Annotated in this window: 20 protein-coding genes; 15 read left to right on the forward strand and 5 right to left on the reverse strand. The window is 45.7% G+C overall.

Annotated elements, in window-relative coordinates; genetic code table 11:
* Positions 1-86: 86 nt before the first annotated feature.
* Positions 87-3,080, reverse strand: a complete 2,994-nt coding sequence (locus AC6RV6_RS23615; protein WP_500243337.1) for a diguanylate cyclase — start codon at positions 3,078-3,080, stop codon at positions 87-89.
* A 210-nt stretch (positions 3,081-3,290) separates the two neighbouring features.
* On the opposite strand from AC6RV6_RS23615, the gene AC6RV6_RS23620 reads away from it, so the two are divergent.
* The 9 genes from AC6RV6_RS23620 (at position 3,291) to gor (ending at position 11,110) form a co-directional block, all read left to right on the forward strand.
* A complete protein-coding gene (locus tag AC6RV6_RS23620) occupies positions 3,291-3,869 on the forward strand; it encodes a Uma2 family endonuclease (RefSeq protein WP_500243362.1) in 579 nt (192 codons plus the stop codon).
* Between the two features lie 518 nt (positions 3,870-4,387).
* Positions 4,388-5,635, forward strand: coding sequence for a mannosyltransferase family protein (locus tag AC6RV6_RS23625; RefSeq protein WP_500243338.1), 1,248 nt, complete (start codon positions 4,388-4,390; stop codon positions 5,633-5,635).
* A 92-nt stretch (positions 5,636-5,727) separates the two neighbouring features.
* Positions 5,728-6,501: a photosystem II electron transport protein, Sll1252 family gene (locus tag AC6RV6_RS23630; RefSeq protein WP_500243339.1), complete on the forward strand. Its 774-nt coding sequence runs from the start codon at positions 5,728-5,730 to the stop codon at positions 6,499-6,501.
* Positions 6,502-6,856: 355 nt separating this feature from the next.
* On the forward strand, positions 6,857-7,147 hold the full coding sequence (locus AC6RV6_RS23635; RefSeq protein WP_500243340.1) for a hypothetical protein: 291 nt from the start codon (positions 6,857-6,859) through the stop codon (positions 7,145-7,147).
* Positions 7,148-7,225: 78 nt separating this feature from the next.
* Positions 7,226-7,492, forward strand: a complete 267-nt coding sequence (locus AC6RV6_RS23640; RefSeq protein ID WP_500243341.1) for a hypothetical protein — start codon at positions 7,226-7,228, stop codon at positions 7,490-7,492.
* Between the two features lie 30 nt (positions 7,493-7,522).
* Positions 7,523-8,017 carry a pantetheine-phosphate adenylyltransferase gene (gene coaD, locus AC6RV6_RS23645; protein WP_500243342.1) on the forward strand — a complete coding sequence of 165 codons (495 nt, stop codon included), beginning with the start codon at positions 7,523-7,525 and terminating at the stop codon, positions 8,015-8,017.
* A complete protein-coding gene (locus tag AC6RV6_RS23650; RefSeq protein ID WP_500243343.1) occupies positions 7,993-8,661 on the forward strand; it encodes an ATP synthase subunit B family protein in 669 nt (222 codons plus the stop codon). Before coaD ends, AC6RV6_RS23650 begins: the two co-directional genes overlap by 25 nt.
* 196 nt (positions 8,662-8,857) lie before the next feature.
* The gene (locus AC6RV6_RS23655) at positions 8,858-9,697 is read left to right on the forward strand and encodes a hypothetical protein (RefSeq protein WP_500243344.1); all 840 of its coding nucleotides are present in this window, start codon (positions 8,858-8,860) and stop codon (positions 9,695-9,697) included.
* 63 nt (positions 9,698-9,760) lie between these two features.
* The gene (gene gor / locus AC6RV6_RS23660) at positions 9,761-11,110 is read left to right on the forward strand and encodes a glutathione-disulfide reductase (RefSeq protein WP_500243345.1); all 1,350 of its coding nucleotides are present in this window, start codon (positions 9,761-9,763) and stop codon (positions 11,108-11,110) included.
* A gap of 79 nt (positions 11,111-11,189) precedes the next feature.
* On the opposite strand, the gene AC6RV6_RS23665 is transcribed toward gor, so the two are convergent.
* Positions 11,190-11,501 carry a hypothetical protein gene (locus AC6RV6_RS23665; RefSeq protein WP_500243346.1) on the reverse strand — a complete coding sequence of 104 codons (312 nt, stop codon included), beginning with the start codon at positions 11,499-11,501 and terminating at the stop codon, positions 11,190-11,192.
* 206 nt (positions 11,502-11,707) lie between these two features.
* On the opposite strand from AC6RV6_RS23665, the gene AC6RV6_RS23670 reads away from it, so the two are divergent.
* Positions 11,708-12,403 carry an FHA domain-containing protein gene (locus AC6RV6_RS23670; protein WP_500243347.1) on the forward strand — a complete coding sequence of 232 codons (696 nt, stop codon included), beginning with the start codon at positions 11,708-11,710 and terminating at the stop codon, positions 12,401-12,403.
* A gap of 7 nt (positions 12,404-12,410) precedes the next feature.
* On the opposite strand, the gene AC6RV6_RS23675 is transcribed toward AC6RV6_RS23670, so the two are convergent.
* Positions 12,411-14,594 carry a ShlB/FhaC/HecB family hemolysin secretion/activation protein gene (locus AC6RV6_RS23675; protein ID WP_500243348.1) on the reverse strand — a complete coding sequence of 728 codons (2,184 nt, stop codon included), beginning with the start codon at positions 14,592-14,594 and terminating at the stop codon, positions 12,411-12,413.
* Positions 14,595-14,746: 152 nt separating this feature from the next.
* On the reverse strand, positions 14,747-15,442 hold the full coding sequence (locus AC6RV6_RS23680; RefSeq protein WP_500243349.1) for a hypothetical protein: 696 nt from the start codon (positions 15,440-15,442) through the stop codon (positions 14,747-14,749).
* A gap of 39 nt (positions 15,443-15,481) precedes the next feature.
* Here AC6RV6_RS23680 and AC6RV6_RS23685 point away from each other — a divergent pair, with 39 nt between their 5' ends.
* Genes AC6RV6_RS23685 through AC6RV6_RS23695 form a run of 3 tightly spaced genes read left to right on the forward strand, consistent with a single transcriptional unit; the run spans position 15,482 to position 17,840 of the window.
* Positions 15,482-15,943, forward strand: coding sequence for an ATP-dependent zinc protease family protein (locus AC6RV6_RS23685; RefSeq protein WP_500243350.1), 462 nt, complete (start codon positions 15,482-15,484; stop codon positions 15,941-15,943).
* A 16-nt stretch (positions 15,944-15,959) separates the two neighbouring features.
* Complete coding sequence (rimK, locus tag AC6RV6_RS23690) at positions 15,960-16,865, forward strand: 30S ribosomal protein S6--L-glutamate ligase (RefSeq protein ID WP_500243351.1); 906 nt, start codon at positions 15,960-15,962, stop codon at positions 16,863-16,865.
* A gap of 30 nt (positions 16,866-16,895) precedes the next feature.
* Positions 16,896-17,840, forward strand: a complete 945-nt coding sequence (locus tag AC6RV6_RS23695) for a succinylglutamate desuccinylase/aspartoacylase family protein (protein WP_500243352.1) — start codon at positions 16,896-16,898, stop codon at positions 17,838-17,840.
* 69 nt (positions 17,841-17,909) lie between these two features.
* Here the strand turns inward: AC6RV6_RS23695 and AC6RV6_RS23700 are convergent, their stop codons facing one another.
* The gene (locus AC6RV6_RS23700) at positions 17,910-19,724 is read right to left on the reverse strand and encodes an ABC transporter ATP-binding protein (RefSeq protein WP_500243353.1); all 1,815 of its coding nucleotides are present in this window, start codon (positions 19,722-19,724) and stop codon (positions 17,910-17,912) included.
* Between the two features lie 60 nt (positions 19,725-19,784).
* On the opposite strand from AC6RV6_RS23700, the gene fabD reads away from it, so the two are divergent.
* Entirely contained in the window at positions 19,785-20,672 is an 888-nt protein-coding gene (gene fabD, locus AC6RV6_RS23705; RefSeq protein WP_500243354.1) for an ACP S-malonyltransferase, read from the forward strand.
* Between the two features lie 149 nt (positions 20,673-20,821).
* Positions 20,822-21,049: a DNA-directed RNA polymerase subunit omega gene (locus tag AC6RV6_RS23710; RefSeq protein ID WP_500243355.1), complete on the forward strand. Its 228-nt coding sequence runs from the start codon at positions 20,822-20,824 to the stop codon at positions 21,047-21,049.
* Positions 21,050-21,075 lie beyond the last annotated feature (26 nt).

A 21,075-nucleotide genomic window follows, 5' to 3' on the forward strand; every position in this document is an offset into this window, starting at 1 on the left:
CAAGCAGACCGATGATGTAATCATCATGTTCTCATCATTGTTGCGATCGCATCTCCCCATTGAAAATTAATCATTGTTCGTTAAAATCATCCTTCTGGCGTACAAACGCGATCGCGTCCCTCTACTTTAGCGCGAGAAAGTGCCATCTCTGCGCTTTGCAACAATGCCTCGCGAGTCATCCCATTGGGGGGCAACATCGCCATCCCGATAGAAACGGAAATGCGATCGCATTGTTGATTGGCATACTCGAAATTGAGATGTTTCACCCCTTCTCGCAATTGTTCTGCTCTGACTTTAGTTTCTTCCCAAGACTTATCGGGTAAGATCAGTGCAAATTCTTCCCCACCATATCGCGCCGCCAAATCGGAATTTTGCAAACTTCGCCGCAGAAAACCGCCTACGGTTTTTAAGACCAAATCTCCCGCTTCGTGACCGAAAGTATTATTAAAGTTGCGGAAATGGTCGATATCGAGGAGGACGATCCCGATCGCTCGATTTTGTCGTGCTGCACTGTACACTTCTCGTTCTAAGGCTTCTTCTAAATAACGGCGATTATACAATCCGGTTAAAGCATCGCGGATACTATCGATCTGCAAATTCGATCGCATTTTAATATTCAGCAAAGAAACTCCCAATTGTTCCGCCACGGTTTGAGCAAACTGCTGTTTTCCGAGGGAAAGTACGCCTCGTTCTGGAGAAGTAAGATAAAGCAGTCCCAAGGTTTTTCCTTGGGCGATCAGAGGTACGCTCAAAGTTTCTGCGGGCAAGGGATCGCGATGAACGTGTTTGCTGAGAAGGCGAGGATGAGACTCATCTACCCAATGTACTTTTCCTCGTCGCAACGCCCAGCTATCCTCGGGAGAAAAGATCGTTTCGCTATTAAAATGCTCGCCCCAAGAGGCGATCGCTTCCACCAAATTTCCGGCTTCATTCACCACAAAAACCCCGCCAGAACATTGAGGAAATAAAGGAGCCATCAATTCGGCAATGACATTATAAGCATCTTCGAGAGTTAAGCTAGCTTGAAGAAAATCCGTCAGTTCCCCTAACTTTTCCATGCCTTGGCGACGGGCATCCAGTTCGAAGGTGGAATCTTCTAAACGTTCGTTAACAAGGCGCAGAGACTCATTTTGCTGTCGTTGTTGCGTGACATCCTCCACCATATAAGAGAAGCGTTGCTGTCCCGGAATGGGGCAAACCGTCGCCGATAGCCAGCGAATATCGGTTTCTCCCTCATCGAGATCCATTTCGTAAGCGTATTCAAACTGAACGGGTTTACCGAGTTGGCGACTTTCGTGACAATGATCGATCCAGTAGCGGCGAATATCTTCGGGAACCCCCATATCGCTAGCGAGTTGGTTGTGCATGGTGATGGGAGAGAGGCGGAAAAATTCCGTCGTCACGGCATTATCGGAAATATGGCGCATATCGCTTTCGGCGATCTCGATAATGCCCATCATCATCGAAGTACTGTTATAGAAGCTGTTCAGGGTGGATTCTGTGGCCATGAGAGCGGATTTTGCTGCCACGCGATCGCTGACATCTTCCACGACTCCAAGGAAATACTCGACCTCTCCCATGGCGTTGCGAACCACAGAACCGCTCAAATTCACCCAAACTTCCGTCCCTTCGCGATCGAGATATCGCTGTTCGACGGAAATATTGGGGATATCTCCTTCAACCAGTTGGCGAAATTGCGCGATCGCATTTCCCAGATCGTCAGCATGGGTTAACTCTTGAAACGTCTTCTCTTTCAATTCCCCTTCGCTATATCCCACCAATTGACGGAATTTGGCATTCACTTTCAGGAATTGCCCGGATTTATTGGTTTGAATAATCCCGACTCCAGAGCGATCGAAGAGGGTGCGGAAGCGCTTTTCTAACTCCTGAAAGGACTCCTCCGCGTTGTTGCGTTCTGCCATTTCGTGCAGGAGTTCTTCATTTAGGCTCATTAATTGCGTCGTGCGTTCTTCTACTCGCAATTCCAGTTCTTCATTTAAGCGTTTGATCGCATCTTCTGCTTTTTTCCGTTCTCCGATATCCCGCACGAGGAGGGTAAAGCGTTTATTTTTGCCTTTGGTGAGACGCGAGACGGCAATTTCAAGGGGAAAAATCGTCCCATCTTGACGCTGCCCCATTAATTCCCGTTTTGCGGACATGGGGGGCGGGTTTTGGGGGTTGGGGGTTGAGGGTTGAGAGTTGGGGGTAACTTCAATTTCTTGAACGCTTTCTTCCGAGAGGGAAGCGGGTTGCAGAGCAGATGTACCAAAAAGGGCGGCTTCGACTTCTCCTTCCGCAAAAGAAAGCAGGAGATTATCGATACTTTGCCCGATGACTTGTTTGGCACTGTAACCGAATAATTTCTCGGCACTGCTGTTAAAGGTTTCGATAATGGCGCGATCGTCAATGACAATGACCCCATCGGCAGCCGTTTCGACAATAGCGCGATTTCTGCGTTCACTGTCTTCCAATTCCCGAAACATGGGACGACTCAAACGCAGATAGGCGATCGCGCCGATGGCACTGGCAACGATCGCGGCCACGATTCCCAGTAGAGAAACTTGCAGGAAGGGGGCGCGAAATTCATCGAGGTCAATTTTGACCACGACACCCAAATCACTATCGGCAACGGGTTCATAGGCAGCGATCGTGGCGATTTGGCTATAGTCTTGACCAATGGATTTTCCCGATTCTCCGAGAACGGCTTTGCGGCTGTGTTCTGCCCGTTCTTGTTCCACCAAGGGGATCGGGTTGGGAGTGCTGGTTTCCCCGTTACGCTGACTGAGTAAAAAGACAATGCGATCGCCGTCCCGTTTGGCCAAGATAGTTTCTCCCGTGCGGGTAGAGTCGGGAGTCGCTTTGAGGCTTTCCGTCAGGGTTTTAACCAGACTCTCTTCATTTTCCTCGCTGCTTCTGAGATTTTCGAGGAAACGCGCTTGGCGTTTGGCCTCCTCCACCAATTGCTCTTGTTCTTGTTGTAGTGCAGTCTGATAGAGATATGCGATACCGGCTCCCGCGACAACGATAGAAAGAGTTGTCATGGTGAGAATCAGTAGTCCTAAGCGCTGGCGGTTTTTCATACTTCAGTCGTTTTTACTCAGCGAACGAGGGTTCGGGCAACATTAATTGAGTTTACCCCCTACAGGAGAACAAGTCATTTTTGGCTAGGGTTATTGTACCGAGAGAGCGTCGCGATCGCTCAAGAGGATTTTGGTTGGGGCAATTTTTGGGTGCGATCGCCTCTATCCCAATTCATGTCATCATTAAGACAAAGGGGAAATATTGTTGCCATGACTGCCACACCCATTAAACCTTTAACGCTTGAAACCTTCCTTAAACTTCTCGACATTGAGGAATCACCAGCATGGGAATATGACGGACAAGCCAGACAAAAACCCATGCCTCAAACTCAACACAGTCGATTGCAATTCAAACTTTGCGAAGCAATTAATCAAATTGGAGAAAGTGCAGAGATTGCTTGTGCTTTTCCCGAATTGCGCTGTACTTTCGGGGGTCGTTCCCTCGTTCCCGATCTTTCCGTATTGTGTTGGGAGCGAATTCCTTTGACACCAGAAGGAGAGCTTGTTAATAAGTTTAACTCATTTCCCGATTGGACTATTGAAATTCTCTCTCCAGACCAATCTTCCAATCGCGTTACGGCTAATATCTTATATTGTTTGAAACACGGGAGCGAATTAGGTTGGTTTATCGACCCGAGCGATCGCTCTATTCTTGTTTTTCGACCCAAACAAGAACCCGTTATTTTCGTTCGAGACGATCGCTTGCCCGTATTGACTGGAATCGAGCTTGAAATTAATGTCGTGCAAATTTTTGATTGGTTGAAAATGAAGCGATCGCCAACGCTCTAATCGCAGCTAATTTCTTTTTGGCTAGGGTTATTGTACCAAGAGTGCGTTCCGATCGCTCAAGACGATTTCGGCGGAGGGGATTTTTGGGTGAGATCGGGGTGTTTGAGGAGAAGAGAGTTGAGGGAGTGCGAGGGGAAGATTTGGGAGCGATCATCGGTTACTAGGCTTCTAAATATAGGCCTCAACTTTTTTCTTTGTCTCCTCCAGAAATATGCGATCGGTCAATCCAGATTCATTAATGATATTTTACCTTATCTTTTTGAAGTAGAGTGAAAAAACGACTATTTTTCCTAGAATTGTCGTTCCTTACTCACTTCTTGTTTTTAATTAAAAACTTACTCAAAAGTCAATATCAAATTAAGTTTTTCAAGAACAAGTAAGATATCTTTCTCGACAAATAACTTAGGCTGTTGTTGCGATCGCAAGGCGATCTAATCAAAATGAAGCAAAGGACAACAAACTAAAGTATAATCTATTCTCGTTCCTGAAAAATCAATACGACGATAGATTTCTACCCAATGAGCGCGATCCAAAATGAAGATTTCCGATTTGTAGTTAAAATATGGTTATGGAGTCGCTTGCTGATTCTGTTAGCGTTATGGGGAATTGCACCGCTTTTAGAGATTCCTTCCGGACATATTCAACCCGCGATCGATTTACAATCTTTTGCATGGTGGGACGGGGAATGGTATTTAAAAATTGCGACGCAAGGATATGAATATATTAATGATAACCAGCAGCATTCTGTCGCTTTTTTTCCTCTATATCCCCTTCTTATTTCTTCGTTGACACGGATTGGATTTTCTCCCGAACTCGCAGGCATATCAATTAATAATTTTGCCTTTTTGGGTGCAATATTTTTCCTCTATCGATGGGTTAAAGAGCGCAATGGAATTGGTGCGGCAAAATGGTCGATCGCTGTGTTAGCATGGTGTCCCTATTCTCTCTATGGTACGGTTATTTATACAGAGGGATTATTTTTATTATTAACAGTTATCACTTTACAAGCCTTCGAGAAAAAAGAATATGTTAAAATGTCACTTTGGGGAATATTAGCAACAGCAACTCGCGGACCCGGTATCGCCATGATTCCTGCTTTTTTGCTCCTGTCGTGGCGAGAAAGTCGCAGAAAAATTGCCTATTTTGCCAGTTTAAGTATAGCAGCCGGAATTATACTGTACAGCTTATATTGCTGGTGGCAGTTTGGCGATCCTCTGGCGTTTGTGCGCGTCCAAGAAGCGTGGGGGCGATCGCGAACCATCGATCTGTTAGACTGGTGGCAAATTCTCATGTATGTGGCGATCGGCGTTCCCAATTACGATGCGGGAGGGATTAAAGAAATAACTCATCCTTTGGCTTTTTGCTCTATCTGCGCGATCGCCTTTGCACTCTGGAAATTTCGCGATCGCTTGGGTGCAATTTCTCCCTATGGTGGTGCATTTTTGATCCTTATTCTTTGGTTATTGGGAGGCGATCCATTTCTAACCATTTTTATCGTTATTGGTGGGATTATATTACTTTGGTTGACCAGAAAAGAATTGAGTCCAGTTGCAACACTTTACGGCTTGTTTAGCTTGGGCTTAATTTTAACCTCCGGACGCAGCGACTCTTCAGAACGCCTCGCCTATGGTATTATTTCTTTATCCATGGCCGCAGGAATTGTATTAAATAAGTTTCCTCGCTTCGGTTATGGAATCTTAGGAGTGAGTGGCATTATTTTAGCAACTTTTTCTATTCGTTTTGCTCAACAATTATGGATTGCATAATAATATATTACCTCTCCTCAAAGGATATGAGCAAGGAGGAGAAGAGGATATACAACCAATAACAAACAACCAATAACCAGTAACCAGAAATCATGAAAGAGGAACTATTAAAAGGAACTGAAAACCGCGAAGAAATGGTTCGCGTTATCGATCGCGCCGAACAAGCCTTAAAAACTTGGGAAGTCACGGTGACAGATTTTTTCTCCCCTCCCGTACTCATAGAAGTGCGAGAAAAGTTTGCTAAATTGACAGAATTTGAGATCTTAACTTGGGGAGGATATCCTCAAGCAGAACGTCAAAGAATTGCGATTGCACGTTCTGAATTACCTTTAGATGAGTCGCAAGTCGAATTAGCTGCGATCGATATTGCAGGCAATTTTTTATTCGATCCTGCGACCCATCGCGACTTTTTAGGCGCAATATTAGGAACGGGTGTGGTCCGAGACAAAATAGGCGATATTCTCGTATTAGGAGAACGCGGCGCACAAGCGATCGTTGTTCCGGAATTAGTGGCGTTTTTAGAGACAAGTTTGGTACAGGTGCGATCGGTTCCCGTCCGAGTCCGAAAGATCGCACTTGAGGAATTAAAAGTTCGTCCTCCGAAAAAGAAAGAAATGACAACAGTAGAAGCATCTTTGCGTTTAGATGCGATCGCATCTGCAGGGTTAGGAATGTCTCGCAATAAAATGGTAGAAGCGATTTCTTCTGGAGACGTGCGGGTAAACTGGAAAGAAATCAAACAACCTAGTTATAATGTAAAATCTGGCGATCTGATTTCTTTGCGAGGGAAAGGACGCATTGAGGTAGGGGAAATTGCTGTCACGAAAAAGCAACGTTATCGAGTCCAAATGACAAGGTTTAAATAAAAAATAATACCCATGACTCATAAAAATTCTTTCTTTCTATTTTTAAAATAGAGCGTTCAAAAAAGTTAAAATTTAAACAACAAAATCATTGCAAAAGTAACCGATCTAAATATTGTGTAACAAAACTCAATGATTTTTTCTAGATTTTGGTAGTCTATGTCACACAGAACGAGGCGATCGCCGGAAATTCTCCATATTCAGTAAAGTTTATTATCGTTGTTGTAAAAAAAATAAGTAAATTCCAACCCTTTTCACAATCTGCTGTTAAATTGAAAAGCGAGTATTTTTGAGTTCTGGTGTTCGTACCATCAAGACTCAAGGGATATATCCGGAAAATCCTTACTTTCTTAAAATTATGTTTGCATCAGACACAATTCATCAACTCTCACTCTATCTATTTTATCCTTCTCTCTTTATTTGCATGGTTTTGGGAATGTACCAAGGCTGGCAACTCCGTAATAAAGCAGTTTGGGGCGCAATTATTTTCTACATTCTCGGACAAATTGCCTTTCATTCCGCTCAGATAGAAATTAATATGGTTGGTGGTATGATGTTTGCCTTAACATTAGGACTCATTGTGGGTTATTTTCCTCACGGGTTATTTTCTCTTTGGAGTGGCGAATTATTCCGCCGCAATTTACGTTAGAAAATACGTTAAACAAAGCGATCGTGCCAGTAAAGAATTCCATCTGAGTTTAAGCTGAATTTTAAGCTGGCCGATCCATTGAAAACAATATTCTCGACTATTTTAACAGCTGCCATAACAGCCCTAATTACTGCTGCTATAACCGGATTTGCAACATTTACCATTCAAGAACGCAAACTCAGGATGGAACTCCGCACGGAATTTATAGCAGAACAAGCAGTGAAAAAATTACTATCCATGCAGAAGCAGAAATTCCCGAATACTGGATCGCCGATCTCCAACAATAAGGATAAAATCAAGGATAAAAGCCAACCCTTTTGTTATTCGTTGCTTGTTGCCCGATAAGCTATAATCCCTTCAGAGCAGAGGGCAAAAATGGCAGGCGCGATCGCAATCTATCCGGGGAGTTTCGATCCCATTACATTAGGACACCTTGACATTATTGAACGCGGTAGCCGACAGTTTGGCAAGGTGATTGTGGCAGTATTATGCAATCCCGATAAAAAACCGCTCTTTTCCATAGAACAGCGTATGGAACAAATTGGCACCTGCATCCAACACCTCGATCGCGTTGAAGTGGACAACTTTAGCGGCTTAACCGTAGACTATGCCCAGCACAAGAAGGCTAAGATTTTACTACGAGGTTTGCGCGTTCTTTCGGATTTTGAGAAAGAATTGCAAATGGCACATACCAATAAAACCCTCATGGCGGATATCGAAACCGTTTTTTTAGCGACATCCACCGAGTATAGTTTTTTAAGTAGTAGCGTGGTCAAAGAAATTGCCCAATTTGGCGGTAAAATCGATCACCTCGTTCCCTCCAACGTCGCCCGAGAACTCTATCGATGCTACAACAAGAAGACCCCCTAAGTAACGCCGAATATCGCGAACCCGATGGATTCGATCGCGGTCGAGTCTTAGGATTTGACATTCAAGCCGAACTCAACCGCTTGGAAGAATTAATTTTAGATAATCCCCGCATTCCCTTAACCCGCAAAACCATCGTCGATGAAGAGCAATTGCTCGATCGCCTCGACTACGTGCGGATCAATCTTCCCGAAGCCTTCGAGGAAGCCATGCAGATCGTGCGCCAAAAAGAAGAAATTTTCCTGCAAGCTGAGGAATATGCCCAAGAAATTGTTGACTCGGCCAAACAACAAGCCGCACAATTTTTAGACGAATTGGGATTAGTGCGCCAAGCCGAAACCGAAGCCACTCAAGTGCGTCAAGCCGTGCGCCAAGAGTGCGAGGAACTCCAACAACAAACCCTCGCTGAAATCGAGCAAATGCGAATGCAGGCCGTACAGGAACTCGAACAAATGCGACAGATTGCGATCGCGGAGTGCGAGGAAATTCAAGATGGGGCAGACGAGTATGCTGATGCGGTATTGGTGCGAATCGAACAGCAATTAGGGGAAATGCTGCGGGTCATTCGCAATGGTAGGCAACAATTGCGCGGCGACTTTGTTGAACCCGACCGAGAAGAAAATACAACGATGCCTGGAGCATCTTAAATCAGTTACCAGTCATCAGTTATCAATGAACGGTAATTTAGCGGGGACTTAAACTCAATGATTTTATAGGTAACTGTTACCATAAGACTTAGGGTTTGGGCATGAGGGTTGAGACGACAATACCAGCCCCAAAAACCCAACCCCATGAACTCGGTTAATGGCTAATATAGCAATGAGGGGGAGTTCATCAACAGATATGGCTAAGATCAGAGCAAGCAATGACAATAATAATGGCTCTAAAAAACTGTTAAAAAAACAGTTAAATGCCAACCAATATATTGCCGTCTCGGACTTAATGTCGATTTTGTCCGATCTGGCAAATTCCGATCTGGCAAATTCCGATCTGGCGAACGAGAAACAAACTCCGACCAATCCTCAGAGACCCAAAGCGATTAAACGTTCTCAGCCTCCCCTTGCTTCTCTCCCTCAAGGAAAATCTCCGACTTCCCCGCATCCGATCGCTCCTTCTCCTCCTCTACCGACTTTTCCCTCCTCATCCCTCGATCGCGATCGCGCCACCTTGGATGTAGAAGCAACCGATCTAGAAATCTCAGCTTTATCCTCAACCCAGCCCGAGGAAAAAAGCATCGAAGAGTTGGCGCGAGAATTGTGGGAATTAAAACTTGTTGCCCTTTCTGACAACGATTACTACAATCGTCAATTGGGTCGCTTGAAGAATCGCTTTTTGTGGCTGGCGGGTTTATCGGTGGGAACAATTTTGACATTAGGGATTGTTTTAGGCTGGTTGGTGGCAAATCTTAAAACCACGCAAACCCAATTGGCGAACTATGAAGGAGGCGTGGAAATTAATCGCGTGCGTCTCGATCGCTTGGAAGGAAAAACCTTAGACAGTTTTGAAACCGCCTTGCGATCGCTACAAGACCAAATCCCCGAAACTCTCGAAACCGATCTGGAAAACAGCCAAGAAGACATTACTGCCCTCAAAGTTCAATTACGGGAAATGGAATTAAAATTAGCCGCCCATGATAAAGCCCTCTCCGTTCTCGTCAGTGCCCTTCAAGGAATTGTAAGGTAGAGGAAGCAAGGAAAGCTCGAGCGATTACCAACAACTAATAACCAATAACCAACAACAAAAAATATGAGTTACGATTACGATCTTTTTGTCATTGGCGGCGGTTCTGGTGGCGTTGCCACCGCCCGACGCGCTTCTCAATATGGTGCGAAAGTGGCGGTTGCTGAAAACAATCTTTTGGGGGGAACTTGCGTTCATCGCGGTTGCGTCCCCAAAAAATTTATGGTTTATTCCTCCCATTTTCCCGGACAGTTTGAAGAAGCCGGTGGTTATGGCTGGACGGTGGGAGAGCGTACTTTTGATTGGTCGCAACTGACTACCGCCGTTAATAATGAAACAACAAGGTTAAAGGGCATTTATGAAGGAATGCTAGACAAGGCTGAAGTGCAATTGTTTAATGCCCGCGCCACATTGCTCGATCCTCATACCGTGGAAGTCGGAGAGCAAAAAGTAACAGCCGATAAAATTCTCATTGCCGTTGGCGGCAAACCCCATCGCCCCGAGGGAATTCCGGGGATCGAACACGCGATCGTCTCTGATGATATTTTCCACTTTCCCGAACAACCTAAGCGTATTGTGATTTTAGGGGGTGGTTATATTGGTTGCGAATTTGCCTGTATTCTCAACGGATTGGGCAGTGAGGTCACGCAAATCATCCGCGCTGATAAAATTTTACGCGGGTTTGATGAGGATATTCGCACTGAAATTCAAGAGGCCATGCAAAAACACGGCATTCGCTTGCTAAACAATAGTACGGATATTGCGATTGAAAAGACAGACGGTGGTTTAAAAGTCACTCTCAATAGAGAAGAAGAAGAAACGGTTATTGCTGATGTCGTGGGATTTGCGGCCACGGGACGCAAACCCGATTTAAAAAATTTGGGGTTAGAAAATACTAAAATTGAAGTGAAGAAGGGCGCGATCGCTGTCAATGAATACAGTCAAACTGCTGAAGAAAATATTTATTCCGTGGGAGACTGTACCGATCGCATGAATTTAACCCCAGTTGCGATTAATGAAGGGCGAGCTTTTGCCGATACGGAATTCGGCGGCCAATCTCGAACCATGAGTTATGAGAATGTCCCTTCTGCCGTCTTTACCACCCCCGAAGCCGCTACCGTAGGCTTAACCGAAGCAGAAGCGCGAGAAAAATACGGGGACGAGATTAAAGTCTATCGCTCCAAATTCCGCCCCATGTATTACACCCTTGCGGGTAAAGATGAGAAAACCTTAATGAAACTCATCGTCCATACCGAAAGCGATCGCGTGGTGGGAGCGCATATGGTGGGGGATAGTGCGGCGGAAATTATCCAAGGCGTTGCGATCGCTCTGAAAACTGGCGCAACCAAAGCTAATTTTGATGCGACGGTGGGCATTCACCCCAGTTCGGCGGAAGAATTTGTCACTATGCGTTAAAGTGATTTTGACAACAAAGAAAAAGGAGAGCGAGTTATTGCTCTCCTTATTTGTTGCTTGTCGGTTCAAATTGGCCAACTTACCGTTTGATACCTTTAGCCATTTTCAGAAAATCGATGCCACCAGAAGATTGAGTATTGTTAGGACGAGGGGTAGGCGTTTTGGGGGCGGGGGTTGCAGGAGTAGACGCTTTGGGTGTGGAAGCCGTGCCAAAACCGGGGCGCGCGTCCAGCACTTTTTCTTCCATTGCATTGATTTGCTTGGTCACAGCAAAAGAGCCACCGTTATTGACATTACCGGGAAATGTGTGAGTCACGGTGTTAGGCTGACGCATATATTCAATATCGCCAAAGGTTTTAGCTTCATCGGGCTCGAGAAAGAAATCTGACATCTTTAATCTCCTTTTCTTAAAAACTTTGTTGCATTATATTACAGATATTATCAAAATTTATCATAAAAATCAGAAAAAGTTAAGAAATTTTGCTAAAAACTAAAAAATGATGCGATCGCAGTCTTCCGATCGGAATCTCGCGACTATTCCCGATCCGGCAAATCTTCGGTTAATCTAGAGGGGAAGACCCCTCACCCCCTCAGTCCATGTTAGAACTCGAACAAAAATTGGGTTTGTATCAAGTTTTTCTGAATCTTTATGAGAACGATCGCGGTTTGCTCGAGGAAATTCTCCAATTGGAGAATGCCAGCGATCGCGCCCTCACGAGATCGAGAGGAAAATACAAATATATTATGGGCGTTGTCGAAGCGAAACGGGTTTACTTAATTGCCAATTTGGTCGGCACCCAAAGCCAAAAACTTTTTCAACCGCAAAATATTTGGACCATCGGACGGGGAAAAAAAGCGGGAATTTCCATCGCCGACGATCGCCTCTCTCGCAATCATGCCGCGATTCAATATGTCAGCGATCGCGGTTTTTATTTACAAGACTTAAATAGTACCAATGGTACCTATGTCAATCAAGAACCCGTCAGCGATCGCATTTTGTTGCAAGAAGGCGATCGGGTTCGTTTAGGTAGCCTCGTTTTTTACTTCTCTTTTTGTCAAGGAATTCAACAACTCGCCAACATCCCCCAAGAAATTGTTCATCCCATCAACACAATCGAACAAACCAACTTTTCCCGAGAACGAGTCGAACCATCAGAACAGAAAACCAGCTTTTTTCTCACCGAACAGGAACGAGGCTCTTACGCCGTCCGCGCTGAATCATCCGAAATCAACCCCCACCAAAAATCTGAAATCCTCGATCGCTTTTTTGAACAACAGCGTCATAGCCAGTGAACTCCCGTTAGAAATTCCACAAAACGCTAAAGTATAAGCCATCATCTTGAGCATTGACTTGGCGATCGCTTAAATTAACCAAAGGATAAGCCAAATCCAAACGAAGGTTCAGCCCCGGCACCGCTTCCCAGATGAACCCCACGCCAATTCCCGCAATAAAGGTTTGATCGGGGACGGGTTGCGGGTTGGGATTATCCGGATTATTCCAGACCCAACCGAGATCGAAAAAAGGTGCAAGGATAAAAGTCGGATTTCCGGCTTCGTTTCTTACTAAAGTAATGCGGTCCTCCACGGAAAAACGCAAGCCATTATCACCAAAGCGAGCATTTTGACGATAACCGCGCACGGATTGACCTCCACCCACAACAAATTGTTGAGAAGAGAGCAACGGTTCCGTCGATAGTTGCAAATCGGCGGAAATAATCAAGAAATTGTTTTCATTGAGAACTTGAACGCGCTGTGCTTGCAACAACCAACTGACAAAGCGACTATCGGGAATCGACCCAGAATTGATAGTTGCATCAAAAAGTCCCGTTCCCCAGCTAAACTGAGAGCGCAAGGCCCAAGCTCCAGCAGTATCTCGGCGAATATAATCCTGTCCGAATTTAAAAATACTGGTGGTGGTTGTCCCATCGGCTTCCGGGCCGAAACCAAAAGGAGTCCCGCCGAGAAAGGTAAACGTTTGTCCGGTTTGATAAGCAAAACCCACAGAAAGGGCGAATTCCTCCCGAGGGGTTTTGACGAGGGGCTGGCGAAAACTGATTTCGTAGAGGGTGGAATTGCCACTAATATCGAGGGCGCTGAAATTTTCTTGAACGACATTATTGCGGTTGAGAGAGGTTCTCAAGCTAAGAGTCCCGTCCATCGCATTTAACGGCACGCTATAGTTGAAATTGACCGTATCCGAACCCCCTCGGGTGGTACGGGTATAGCCCAAGAAAATGCTATCGCCGATCCCGGTGGTATTCAACCAACCGACATTGAATCCAAAGCGTTCGGAACCCACACTCGGGGGAGAATAGTTGTCGGAACTGCCACTGGCACGAAAGGGATCGGCTTCAGTAACGCGGACGATTAAAATACTTTGGATGGGAGTGCTACCGGTTCGCAAGCTGGCTTCAATATTATCGATGAGGGGATTTGCCCGCAGTAGGCGCAGTTGGTCTTCTAGTTTCCCGGTATTTAAAGGTGCGCCGGCTCCCAAACGAACGCGATCGCGCACGTAAGCTGCGCTTAACTTTTGCATCCCTTCTACCTCGATTTTTTCGATACTGCCCTCGAGAACCCGGAGTTTAATCTCGCCACTGGCAAAAGAATTGGTATCGAGAACGGCGCGAGAGGTAATATAGCCCTGTTCGAGGTAGCGTTCGGTAATACTATCGGCGAGGGTTTGTAGGGATTCCTCACTGACGCGGCGATTGAGATAGGGTTGAATGAGCGGCGCAAAATCTGCGTCGGAGAAGAAGGTACTCCCTTGAATGATAATGCGATCGACTTGGATATCTCCAGTCTCGGGTTCGGGGATGGGAGGGGATGTTGGTGGCGTTTCGGGTTCTTCGGGTTCTTCCGGCTCAAAAGGTTCTACGGGTTCGATGGGTTCTGGCGGTTCGGGAATTTGAGCGAATTTAATTTCTTTTTCGAGGTTTAATCCGAACTGATTTTCTGGATGTTGAGGAAAAAATGAGGGATTTATTGCAGCTAGTTCTGAGGAGTCAGTATTGAGAACGGTGCTAGAGGTGATGTAATCTTGTGGGAATGTGGGTTGAGATGCCTCGCTAACACTGCGATCGCTTTGCAAGAAAGGCGTAAAATCTTTGTGGGTTAATAAAGGACTGTCTCGATCGATGCTGTGAGTATTTCTCGGCTCGGATTTGGGGAGAGGAGAAGGACTGAGAGATGTTTTGAGTTCTTCTGGTTCTTCTAATTCAAAGGCTTTTACGAAATCAATCGGTTCGGGTTGTTCGGGAATTGGAGTCGGTTTAATTTCTTTTTTAAGGTTTGCCGCAAAGGGAGGTTCTAGGGATGGAGGAGAAAGGGGGCGATCGCTCTTTGGGGTTTCTGAGGGCAAAGCAGTAGCAAGACATTCTGGAACGGTAAAGCCAACAATGCTGGCAATGCAAAGCAAGGATAAAGAAGGGTTGAGAGAGTTTGGGAGGTGTTGTTTCAGAAATGCCTTTAGCAAGGGCTGCATGATCTTCATTCGCTCCAATCTGAACGACTATTATAATCGCCTATATTTGTTCTGACAGCTAGATCGCTATAGCATCCGGATCGTTTGTTGTTTTGCTCTCGATCGCGCAAAAGATTATTGGTAAAGCGCATACTCTCATCTGGATCGTTCATTCACTTTTTTTCGACAACAGGTAATTTTGTTTGCTCGATCGCGGTAAAGTCATTTAAAGAAATTTTCGCAAAGTAAGCATTTCCTGCCTGTTGATAAAAAATAATGAGGGTTTCACGATCGATGAGCTTGTACCCCAAAACTCTTTCTATATCCGTCAATATTTCTTGATATTCTAATCCCGTAGGTTTACTCAGCGCGAGAGTTAATAAGTCGCGATCGCTCAATCGTTTATCGCCGTCGCTGTCTTCTTTCACGAGAGAATACAAAATTGCCAGAACGGTTTGGGGTTGAGCATCGCGGGAAGACTCTGCGAGAGCGCGATCGCTGACGATTAAATAGTCATTGCGATCGAATAACCAGCGTTTTTCTCCAGTCTCGCTCTCGAAAAAGAGAAAATTTCGGGTTGATTCGGTTGATTTTTCATAAGAGACGCGATTGTAAGCTTGATGGGAATATAAAGGCAGCAATAAATAAGGTGTTCCTGCTATTTCTCGAAGTTCGCCAAAGTGCAAATTTTCTGCAATTTCGCTTTCTTCATCAATATTGACAATATTGCTGACCTGTCGTTCTCGAGTCGTATCTCTGAGAATGCTGAGGGCAGCAAACCCGAGGACGGCGATCGCCAAGAGTCCCGCCCCCATAATGACAAAAGCGTTAAAGCGCCAAATCAAACGAAAAACTTTATTCTCTTCCATCGATCGTTAATAATTGTGGATGATTAATGACGAATTGAAATGTCTCAACTTCCCATTATTGGCTGGCGCGAGTACGTGGCTTTGCCCGAGCTAAAGATTCCCGAAATTAAAGCCAAAATCGACACAGGGGCGCGATCGTCAGCGTTGCACGCTTTTGCGATCGCGGAATTTGAACGCGATGGCCAAACAATAGTTCGTTTTCGCGTTCACCCTTACCAGCGAGATAGCGATCGCGTTGTCACCGCCGAAGCCTTTTTGCACGATCGCCGCAGCGTCCGTAGTTCTAGCGGCAAGGCGCAATTACGCCCCGTCATTCAAACTATAGTAAAATTAGGCGGACGACAATGGGGAATAGAAGTAACTCTGACCAATCGCGATGAAATGGGGTTTAGGATGCTCTTGGGACGGGAAGCAGTAAGACGGCGCTTTCTGGTAGATGCAGGCAATTCCTACGTTCAAAATCCTCAGCAACACAGCCAAGCCGATAGTGACGAAGAATAGCCTTGACAATAACCCAATGAAAATTGCGATTTTATCCCAAGATGACCAATTGTATTCTACCAAACGCCTGAAAGAAGCGGGAGAAGACCGCGGCCACAAGATGCGGGTAGTAAACTACCTACGCTGTTATATGAATATTACCTCTCACAAGCCTACTGTTGTTTATAAAGGTCAGCCTCTCGAAGCCTTTGATGCCATAATTCCTCGTATTGGTTCATCCAGGACGTTTTACGGGACTGCGGTGGTGCGTCAGTTTGAAGTGATGGGGGTGTTTAGTGCCAATGAATCTCAAGCGATTTCGCGATCGCGAGACAAGTTGCGCTGTCTACAGATTTTAGCGCGGGATGGGGTGGGTTTGCCGGTGACGGGATTTGCCCATGCGACTCAAGATATCGATGGCTTGATCGAAACGGTGGGCGGTGCGCCTTTAGTGATTAAACTTTTAGAAGGGACGCAAGGGATCGGGGTGGTGTTAGCTGAAACTCAACAAGCGGCAAAATCAGTAATCGAAGCCTTTCGGGGTTTGGATGCCAATATTTTAGTGCAGGAATTTATTAAAGAAGCCGGAGGAGCCGATCTGCGTTGTTTGGTGGTGGGTGGGAAAGTCATTGCAGCCATGAAGCGACAGGGCGCAGAAGGGGAGTTTCGTTCTAATTTACATCGAGGGGGGAAGGCGGAAATCGTTAAATTGACCCCAGAAGAACGCAGTACTGCTGTGCGATCGGCGAAGGCGATGGGGTTGCGGGTTGCAGGGGTGGATCTGCTGCGATCGCATCACGGACCTGTGGTGATGGAAGTGAACTCTTCCCCCGGTTTGGAAGGTATTGAAAAGGCAACAAATATTGATGTAGCGGGAAAAATTATTGAATTTATTGCCAAAAATGCCACTTCCGGGAAAACGCGCGATCGCATTCCCTATTGACAATGAACAATGAACAATTATTAGTGAGTTTTGGATACTAATTATCGTCAGATTTTCACTTTTGTTCCCAAGAAACACCAGCGTGTAGAGATTCCAGTGGCGCGATTGCCGACGCAAACTTTACTTTCTCTTCCTGTTACGGTTATTCATGGCCGGGAAGAGGGGGCGACTTTATGGCTGAGTGCGGCTATTCACGGCGATGAGTTAAATGGAGTGGAAATTATTCGCCAAGTCGTCAAACAGATCCAATCTGAAAATCTCCGAGGAACTTTAATTACTGTCCCTATTGTGAATATTTTTGGCTTTCTACAACAATCTCGCTATCTTCCCGATCGTCGGGACTTAAATCGCTGTTTTCCCGGTTCTCCCAAAGGGTCTTTAGCTTCCCGTTTGGCGCATTTATTTATGGAAGAAATTGTCAGTCGCAGCACCCACGGCATCGATCTACATACGGCTTCTAATGGTCGCACCAATCTACCCCAAATTCGCGCTAATTTGCAACATCCAGAAACTTATCGCTTTGCGCGGGAATTTGGGGCACCGGTGATGATGCACTCGAATATACGAGATGGATCTTTGCGAGAAGCTGCCGGACAAAAAGGAATCCCCGTATTACTTTATGAAGCAGGGGAAGCATTACGCTTCGATCGCGAGGCTATTCGTATCGGTGTTGAAGGGGTTTTTCGCGTTATGGCTGCTTTAGAAATGTCGAGTCCCATCACCATAGACCCTGTATCGGAATCGGTAGAAATTCATGCTTCTAAGTGGATTCGTGCGTCTCGAAGCGGGATTTTACGCTTATCTGTGACTTTAGGAGATCGAGTGGAAAAACGGCAAGCGATCGGTACGATTTTTGATGCGTTTGGCGAAAAAACGGTTTCTGCGCGTGCTAATGTGGCGGGATTAGTCATCGGTCATACGCAAAATCCTTTGATCAATCAAGGGGATGCGATCGTGCATATTGCAATTTTGTGAGGTGTTGTTTGTTGGGAGGGCATTTCCTCAATTCTTGAAATTGATTTCTTCTCATTTTAGCAACATCCATCACGATCGCAACCCGGTTTGAACGCGCCACAAATTCGCGTAAATGCCATTGAGTTCTAACAATTCCTCATGTTTGCCCCGTTCGACAATTTGCCCTCGATCCATCACATAAATACAATCCGCATTACGAATCGTAGAAAGACGATGAGCGATCGCAATCGTGGTGCGATTTTCGGTAATATGTTCGAGGGAACGCGCGATCGCGGCTTCGGTTTCATTATCCACCGCAGAAGTCGCTTCATCGAGAATGAGAATGGGGGGATTTTTCAGGATGGCTCGAGCGATCGCGATACGCTGTCTCTGTCCTCCCGATAGTTTTTGTCCTCGCTCCCCGACAATCGTGTCGTATTTTTGAGGAAGATGTGTGATAAACTCATGCGCCTCTGCCAGTTTTGCCGCTTCAATAATCTCATTCAAAGTAGCTTCCGGAGTTCCATAAGCGATATTTTCTTGTACGCTCCCGTGAAATAAAAATACATCTTGAGAGACTAAAGCGATCGCTCGCCGCAAGTCTTTCAGGTGAATATCGCGAATATCGATGTCATCAATGGTAATTTTGCCCCCTTGGATCTCGTAAAAGCGCAAGAGAAGTTTAATAAGGGTACTTTTTCCCGAACCCGTCGCCCCGGCAATACCGATGGTTTGTCCGGCGGGAATAGTGAGGGAAAGATTTTCTAAGATGGGTTTGCGATCGCTGTAGGTAAAATGAACATCTTGTAATGCGATCGCGCCTTTTGCATGAGGAAGAGAAAGGTGTCCAGAGGGAATCGTAATGGGGGTATCCAGCAAACTCATTACTCGATAAGTAGAAGCCATCGATCGCTGATATTGATCCAAAGTTTTCCCCAAACTGGTCAGAGGCCAGAGCAAACGTTGGGTCATAAACACCAAAGAGCTATAAATTCCTACGGATAAGCGCCCTTCGACGACATTTAAACCCCCCACCAACAAAGTCGCCGTAAAACCGCATAAAATGGCAATGCGAATGAGGGGAATAAAAGCGGCACTGAGAGCGATCGCTTTATAATTGCTTTGTCGATAAGCCTCGCTATCCTTGGTCAGTCGCTCCAATTCGTAGGCTTCGGTGGTAAAACTTTTAATCGTAGTAATTCCACTTAAATTATTGGCAAGACGAGTGCTCAGCAAACTCACTTTTTCTCTAACTTCTGCATAGCGAGGGGCGAGAAGTCCTTGAAATATAAAAGATCCCCAAACAATAATCGGCATGGGTAAAGCCGTCATCCAAGCGATATTAGGAGCAGCGATCGCAAACCCGATCCCGACCGTCAGCACGGCAGTGCAAATTTGTAAAATATCATTGGCTCCAACATCCAAAAAGCGCTCTAGTTGGTTGATATCGTCATTGAGAATGGCGAGTAATCCTCCCGTGCTGCGCTCTTCAAAAAACGCGAGTTCGAGGTCTTGTAAATGCGCGTAGGTATCGAGGCGCAAATCGTGCTGGATGCTTTGCGCCAAATTGCGCCACAATCGCTCATAAGCGTATTGAAAAGCAGATTCTAACCCCCAAACGATCGCCGTTAAAATTGATAACACGATCAGTTGTGGGAAAATTTGGGTAATGCCGAAGCGAGCAATAAAAGAATGGTCTTTTTGTACTACTACGTCAAGAGCGATGCCGATGAGGACGGGAGGAGCAAGATCGAAGATTTTATTGAGAATGGAGCAGGCGATCGCTTGCCAAACTAATAAGCGATATTTGCGTCCGTAGCGAAGGAGGCGTTTTAAGGGATGGTGTTTCGAGGGTGAAGAAGACAAGAGCTTTTGAGATTGAGAAATAGCATTATTATCGCGCATTAGGCAAAAAGGACTCGTAGTTTTAAGATAAATGCTGGCAATTATGAAGAAATCACAACAATGACAACAACAGCATGGGTTTTCCCCGGACAGGGATCGCAGAAAATCGGGATGCAAGCGGATCTCGAAGAGATTCCCTCTGCCAAAGCCAAACTCGATCGCGCCGCAGAAATTTTAGGGTGGTCTATCCTCGAAGTTTGTCAAAACGAACCCGATAAACTTTCTCGCACCCTCTACACGCAGCCTTGCTTGTACACGATTGAAGCGATTCTTGCCGATTTGCTCCAAGAAGCAGTCCAAACCCCCCAATACGTCGCCGGACATAGTTTGGGGGAATACGTTGCCCTCTATGCGGCAGGAGTCTACGATTTTGAAGCCGGATTGCAGTTGGTGAAGCGTCGCGGAGAATTGATGGATAAGGCAGAAGGGGGGAAAATGTATGCGCTGATGGGATTCGATCGCGAACAACTCCAAGGAGAAATCGAGAAAACCGCCAATGTCGTCCTCGCTAATGATAATAGTGCCGCACAAGTGGTTATTTCTGGAACCCCAGAAGCCGTCGATCGCGTCGTAGCTGCTGTGAAAACCAAACGCGCGGTAGAGTTAAATGTTTCGGGTGCTTTTCATTCTCATTTAATGAAACCGGCATCAGAACAATTTAATGAGATTTTAGCAAAGGTGAATTTTAGCGAGGCAAAAATCCCCGTTCTCTCCAATGTCGAAACCATTCCGGCAACCAATGCCGGAGAATTAAAAGCACGCTTGCAACAACAAATGACCGGATCGGTACGCTGGCGGGAAATTATGGACGCGATCGCCGCCAACTCAGTCGAACAAATCGTAGAAGTGGGACCGGGTAAAGTCTTAGCAGGGTTATTTAAACGAGCCTATGCTAAGATTCCTCGCGTTAATATTGACAGCATGGCGACAATCAAAAAAGTATCTTGAACCAATCGCGAAATCTGCTGAAGCCCTTGGCAAAACTTTGCTAGACTGTTCTCTAGTCATTGCAGCAACAATTAACGGATTGTACCGTTATTGTTGGCTCATTGGCTCAAAACCAGACAATCATTGCCTTAATTCGGATTGATTCCCCCATGTCTAAACGGCTACCTTTCAATTCTCCTGAAATCATGTCTCGTGCTGACGAGTTGATGGCTGCTGCCTCAAACCGCTATCGCATTACCGTCCAAGTGGCACATCGCGCCAAACGCCGACGCTATGAAGAATTTGAGAATCTCGACGATCCCGCAATGAAACCCGTGATCCGTGCGGTCATCGAAATGTCTGACGAATTGACTCAGCCGGAAATTATCGGAGATTAAATCAATACTTTAGAGGCGATCGCATC

The organism is Spirulina sp. LEGE 11439, assembly GCF_059821285.1.

Coding starts and splice junctions, on each gene's coding strand:
- AC6RV6_RS23615 (WP_500243337.1), bottom strand. CDS start 3,080: ATGAAAAACCGCCAGCGCTTAGGACTACTGATTCTCACCATGACAACT.
- AC6RV6_RS23620 (WP_500243362.1), top strand. CDS start 3,291: ATGACTGCCACACCCATTAAACCTTTAACGCTTGAAACCTTCCTTAAA.
- AC6RV6_RS23625 (WP_500243338.1), top strand. CDS start 4,388: ATGAGCGCGATCCAAAATGAAGATTTCCGATTTGTAGTTAAAATATGG.
- AC6RV6_RS23630 (WP_500243339.1), top strand. CDS start 5,728: ATGAAAGAGGAACTATTAAAAGGAACTGAAAACCGCGAAGAAATGGTT.
- AC6RV6_RS23635 (WP_500243340.1), top strand. CDS start 6,857: ATGTTTGCATCAGACACAATTCATCAACTCTCACTCTATCTATTTTAT.
- coaD (WP_500243342.1), top strand. CDS start 7,523: ATGGCAGGCGCGATCGCAATCTATCCGGGGAGTTTCGATCCCATTACA.
- AC6RV6_RS23650 (WP_500243343.1), top strand. CDS start 7,993: ATGCTACAACAAGAAGACCCCCTAAGTAACGCCGAATATCGCGAACCC.
- AC6RV6_RS23655 (WP_500243344.1), top strand. CDS start 8,858: ATGGCTAAGATCAGAGCAAGCAATGACAATAATAATGGCTCTAAAAAA.
- gor (WP_500243345.1), top strand. CDS start 9,761: ATGAGTTACGATTACGATCTTTTTGTCATTGGCGGCGGTTCTGGTGGC.
- AC6RV6_RS23665 (WP_500243346.1), bottom strand. CDS start 11,501: ATGTCAGATTTCTTTCTCGAGCCCGATGAAGCTAAAACCTTTGGCGAT.
- AC6RV6_RS23670 (WP_500243347.1), top strand. CDS start 11,708: ATGTTAGAACTCGAACAAAAATTGGGTTTGTATCAAGTTTTTCTGAAT.
- AC6RV6_RS23675 (WP_500243348.1), bottom strand. CDS start 14,594: ATGCAGCCCTTGCTAAAGGCATTTCTGAAACAACACCTCCCAAACTCT.
- AC6RV6_RS23680 (WP_500243349.1), bottom strand. CDS start 15,442: ATGGAAGAGAATAAAGTTTTTCGTTTGATTTGGCGCTTTAACGCTTTT.
- AC6RV6_RS23685 (WP_500243350.1), top strand. CDS start 15,482: ATGTCTCAACTTCCCATTATTGGCTGGCGCGAGTACGTGGCTTTGCCC.
- rimK (WP_500243351.1), top strand. CDS start 15,960: ATGAAAATTGCGATTTTATCCCAAGATGACCAATTGTATTCTACCAAA.
- AC6RV6_RS23700 (WP_500243353.1), bottom strand. CDS start 19,724: ATGCGCGATAATAATGCTATTTCTCAATCTCAAAAGCTCTTGTCTTCT.
- fabD (WP_500243354.1), top strand. CDS start 19,785: ATGACAACAACAGCATGGGTTTTCCCCGGACAGGGATCGCAGAAAATC.
- AC6RV6_RS23710 (WP_500243355.1), top strand. CDS start 20,822: ATGTCTAAACGGCTACCTTTCAATTCTCCTGAAATCATGTCTCGTGCT.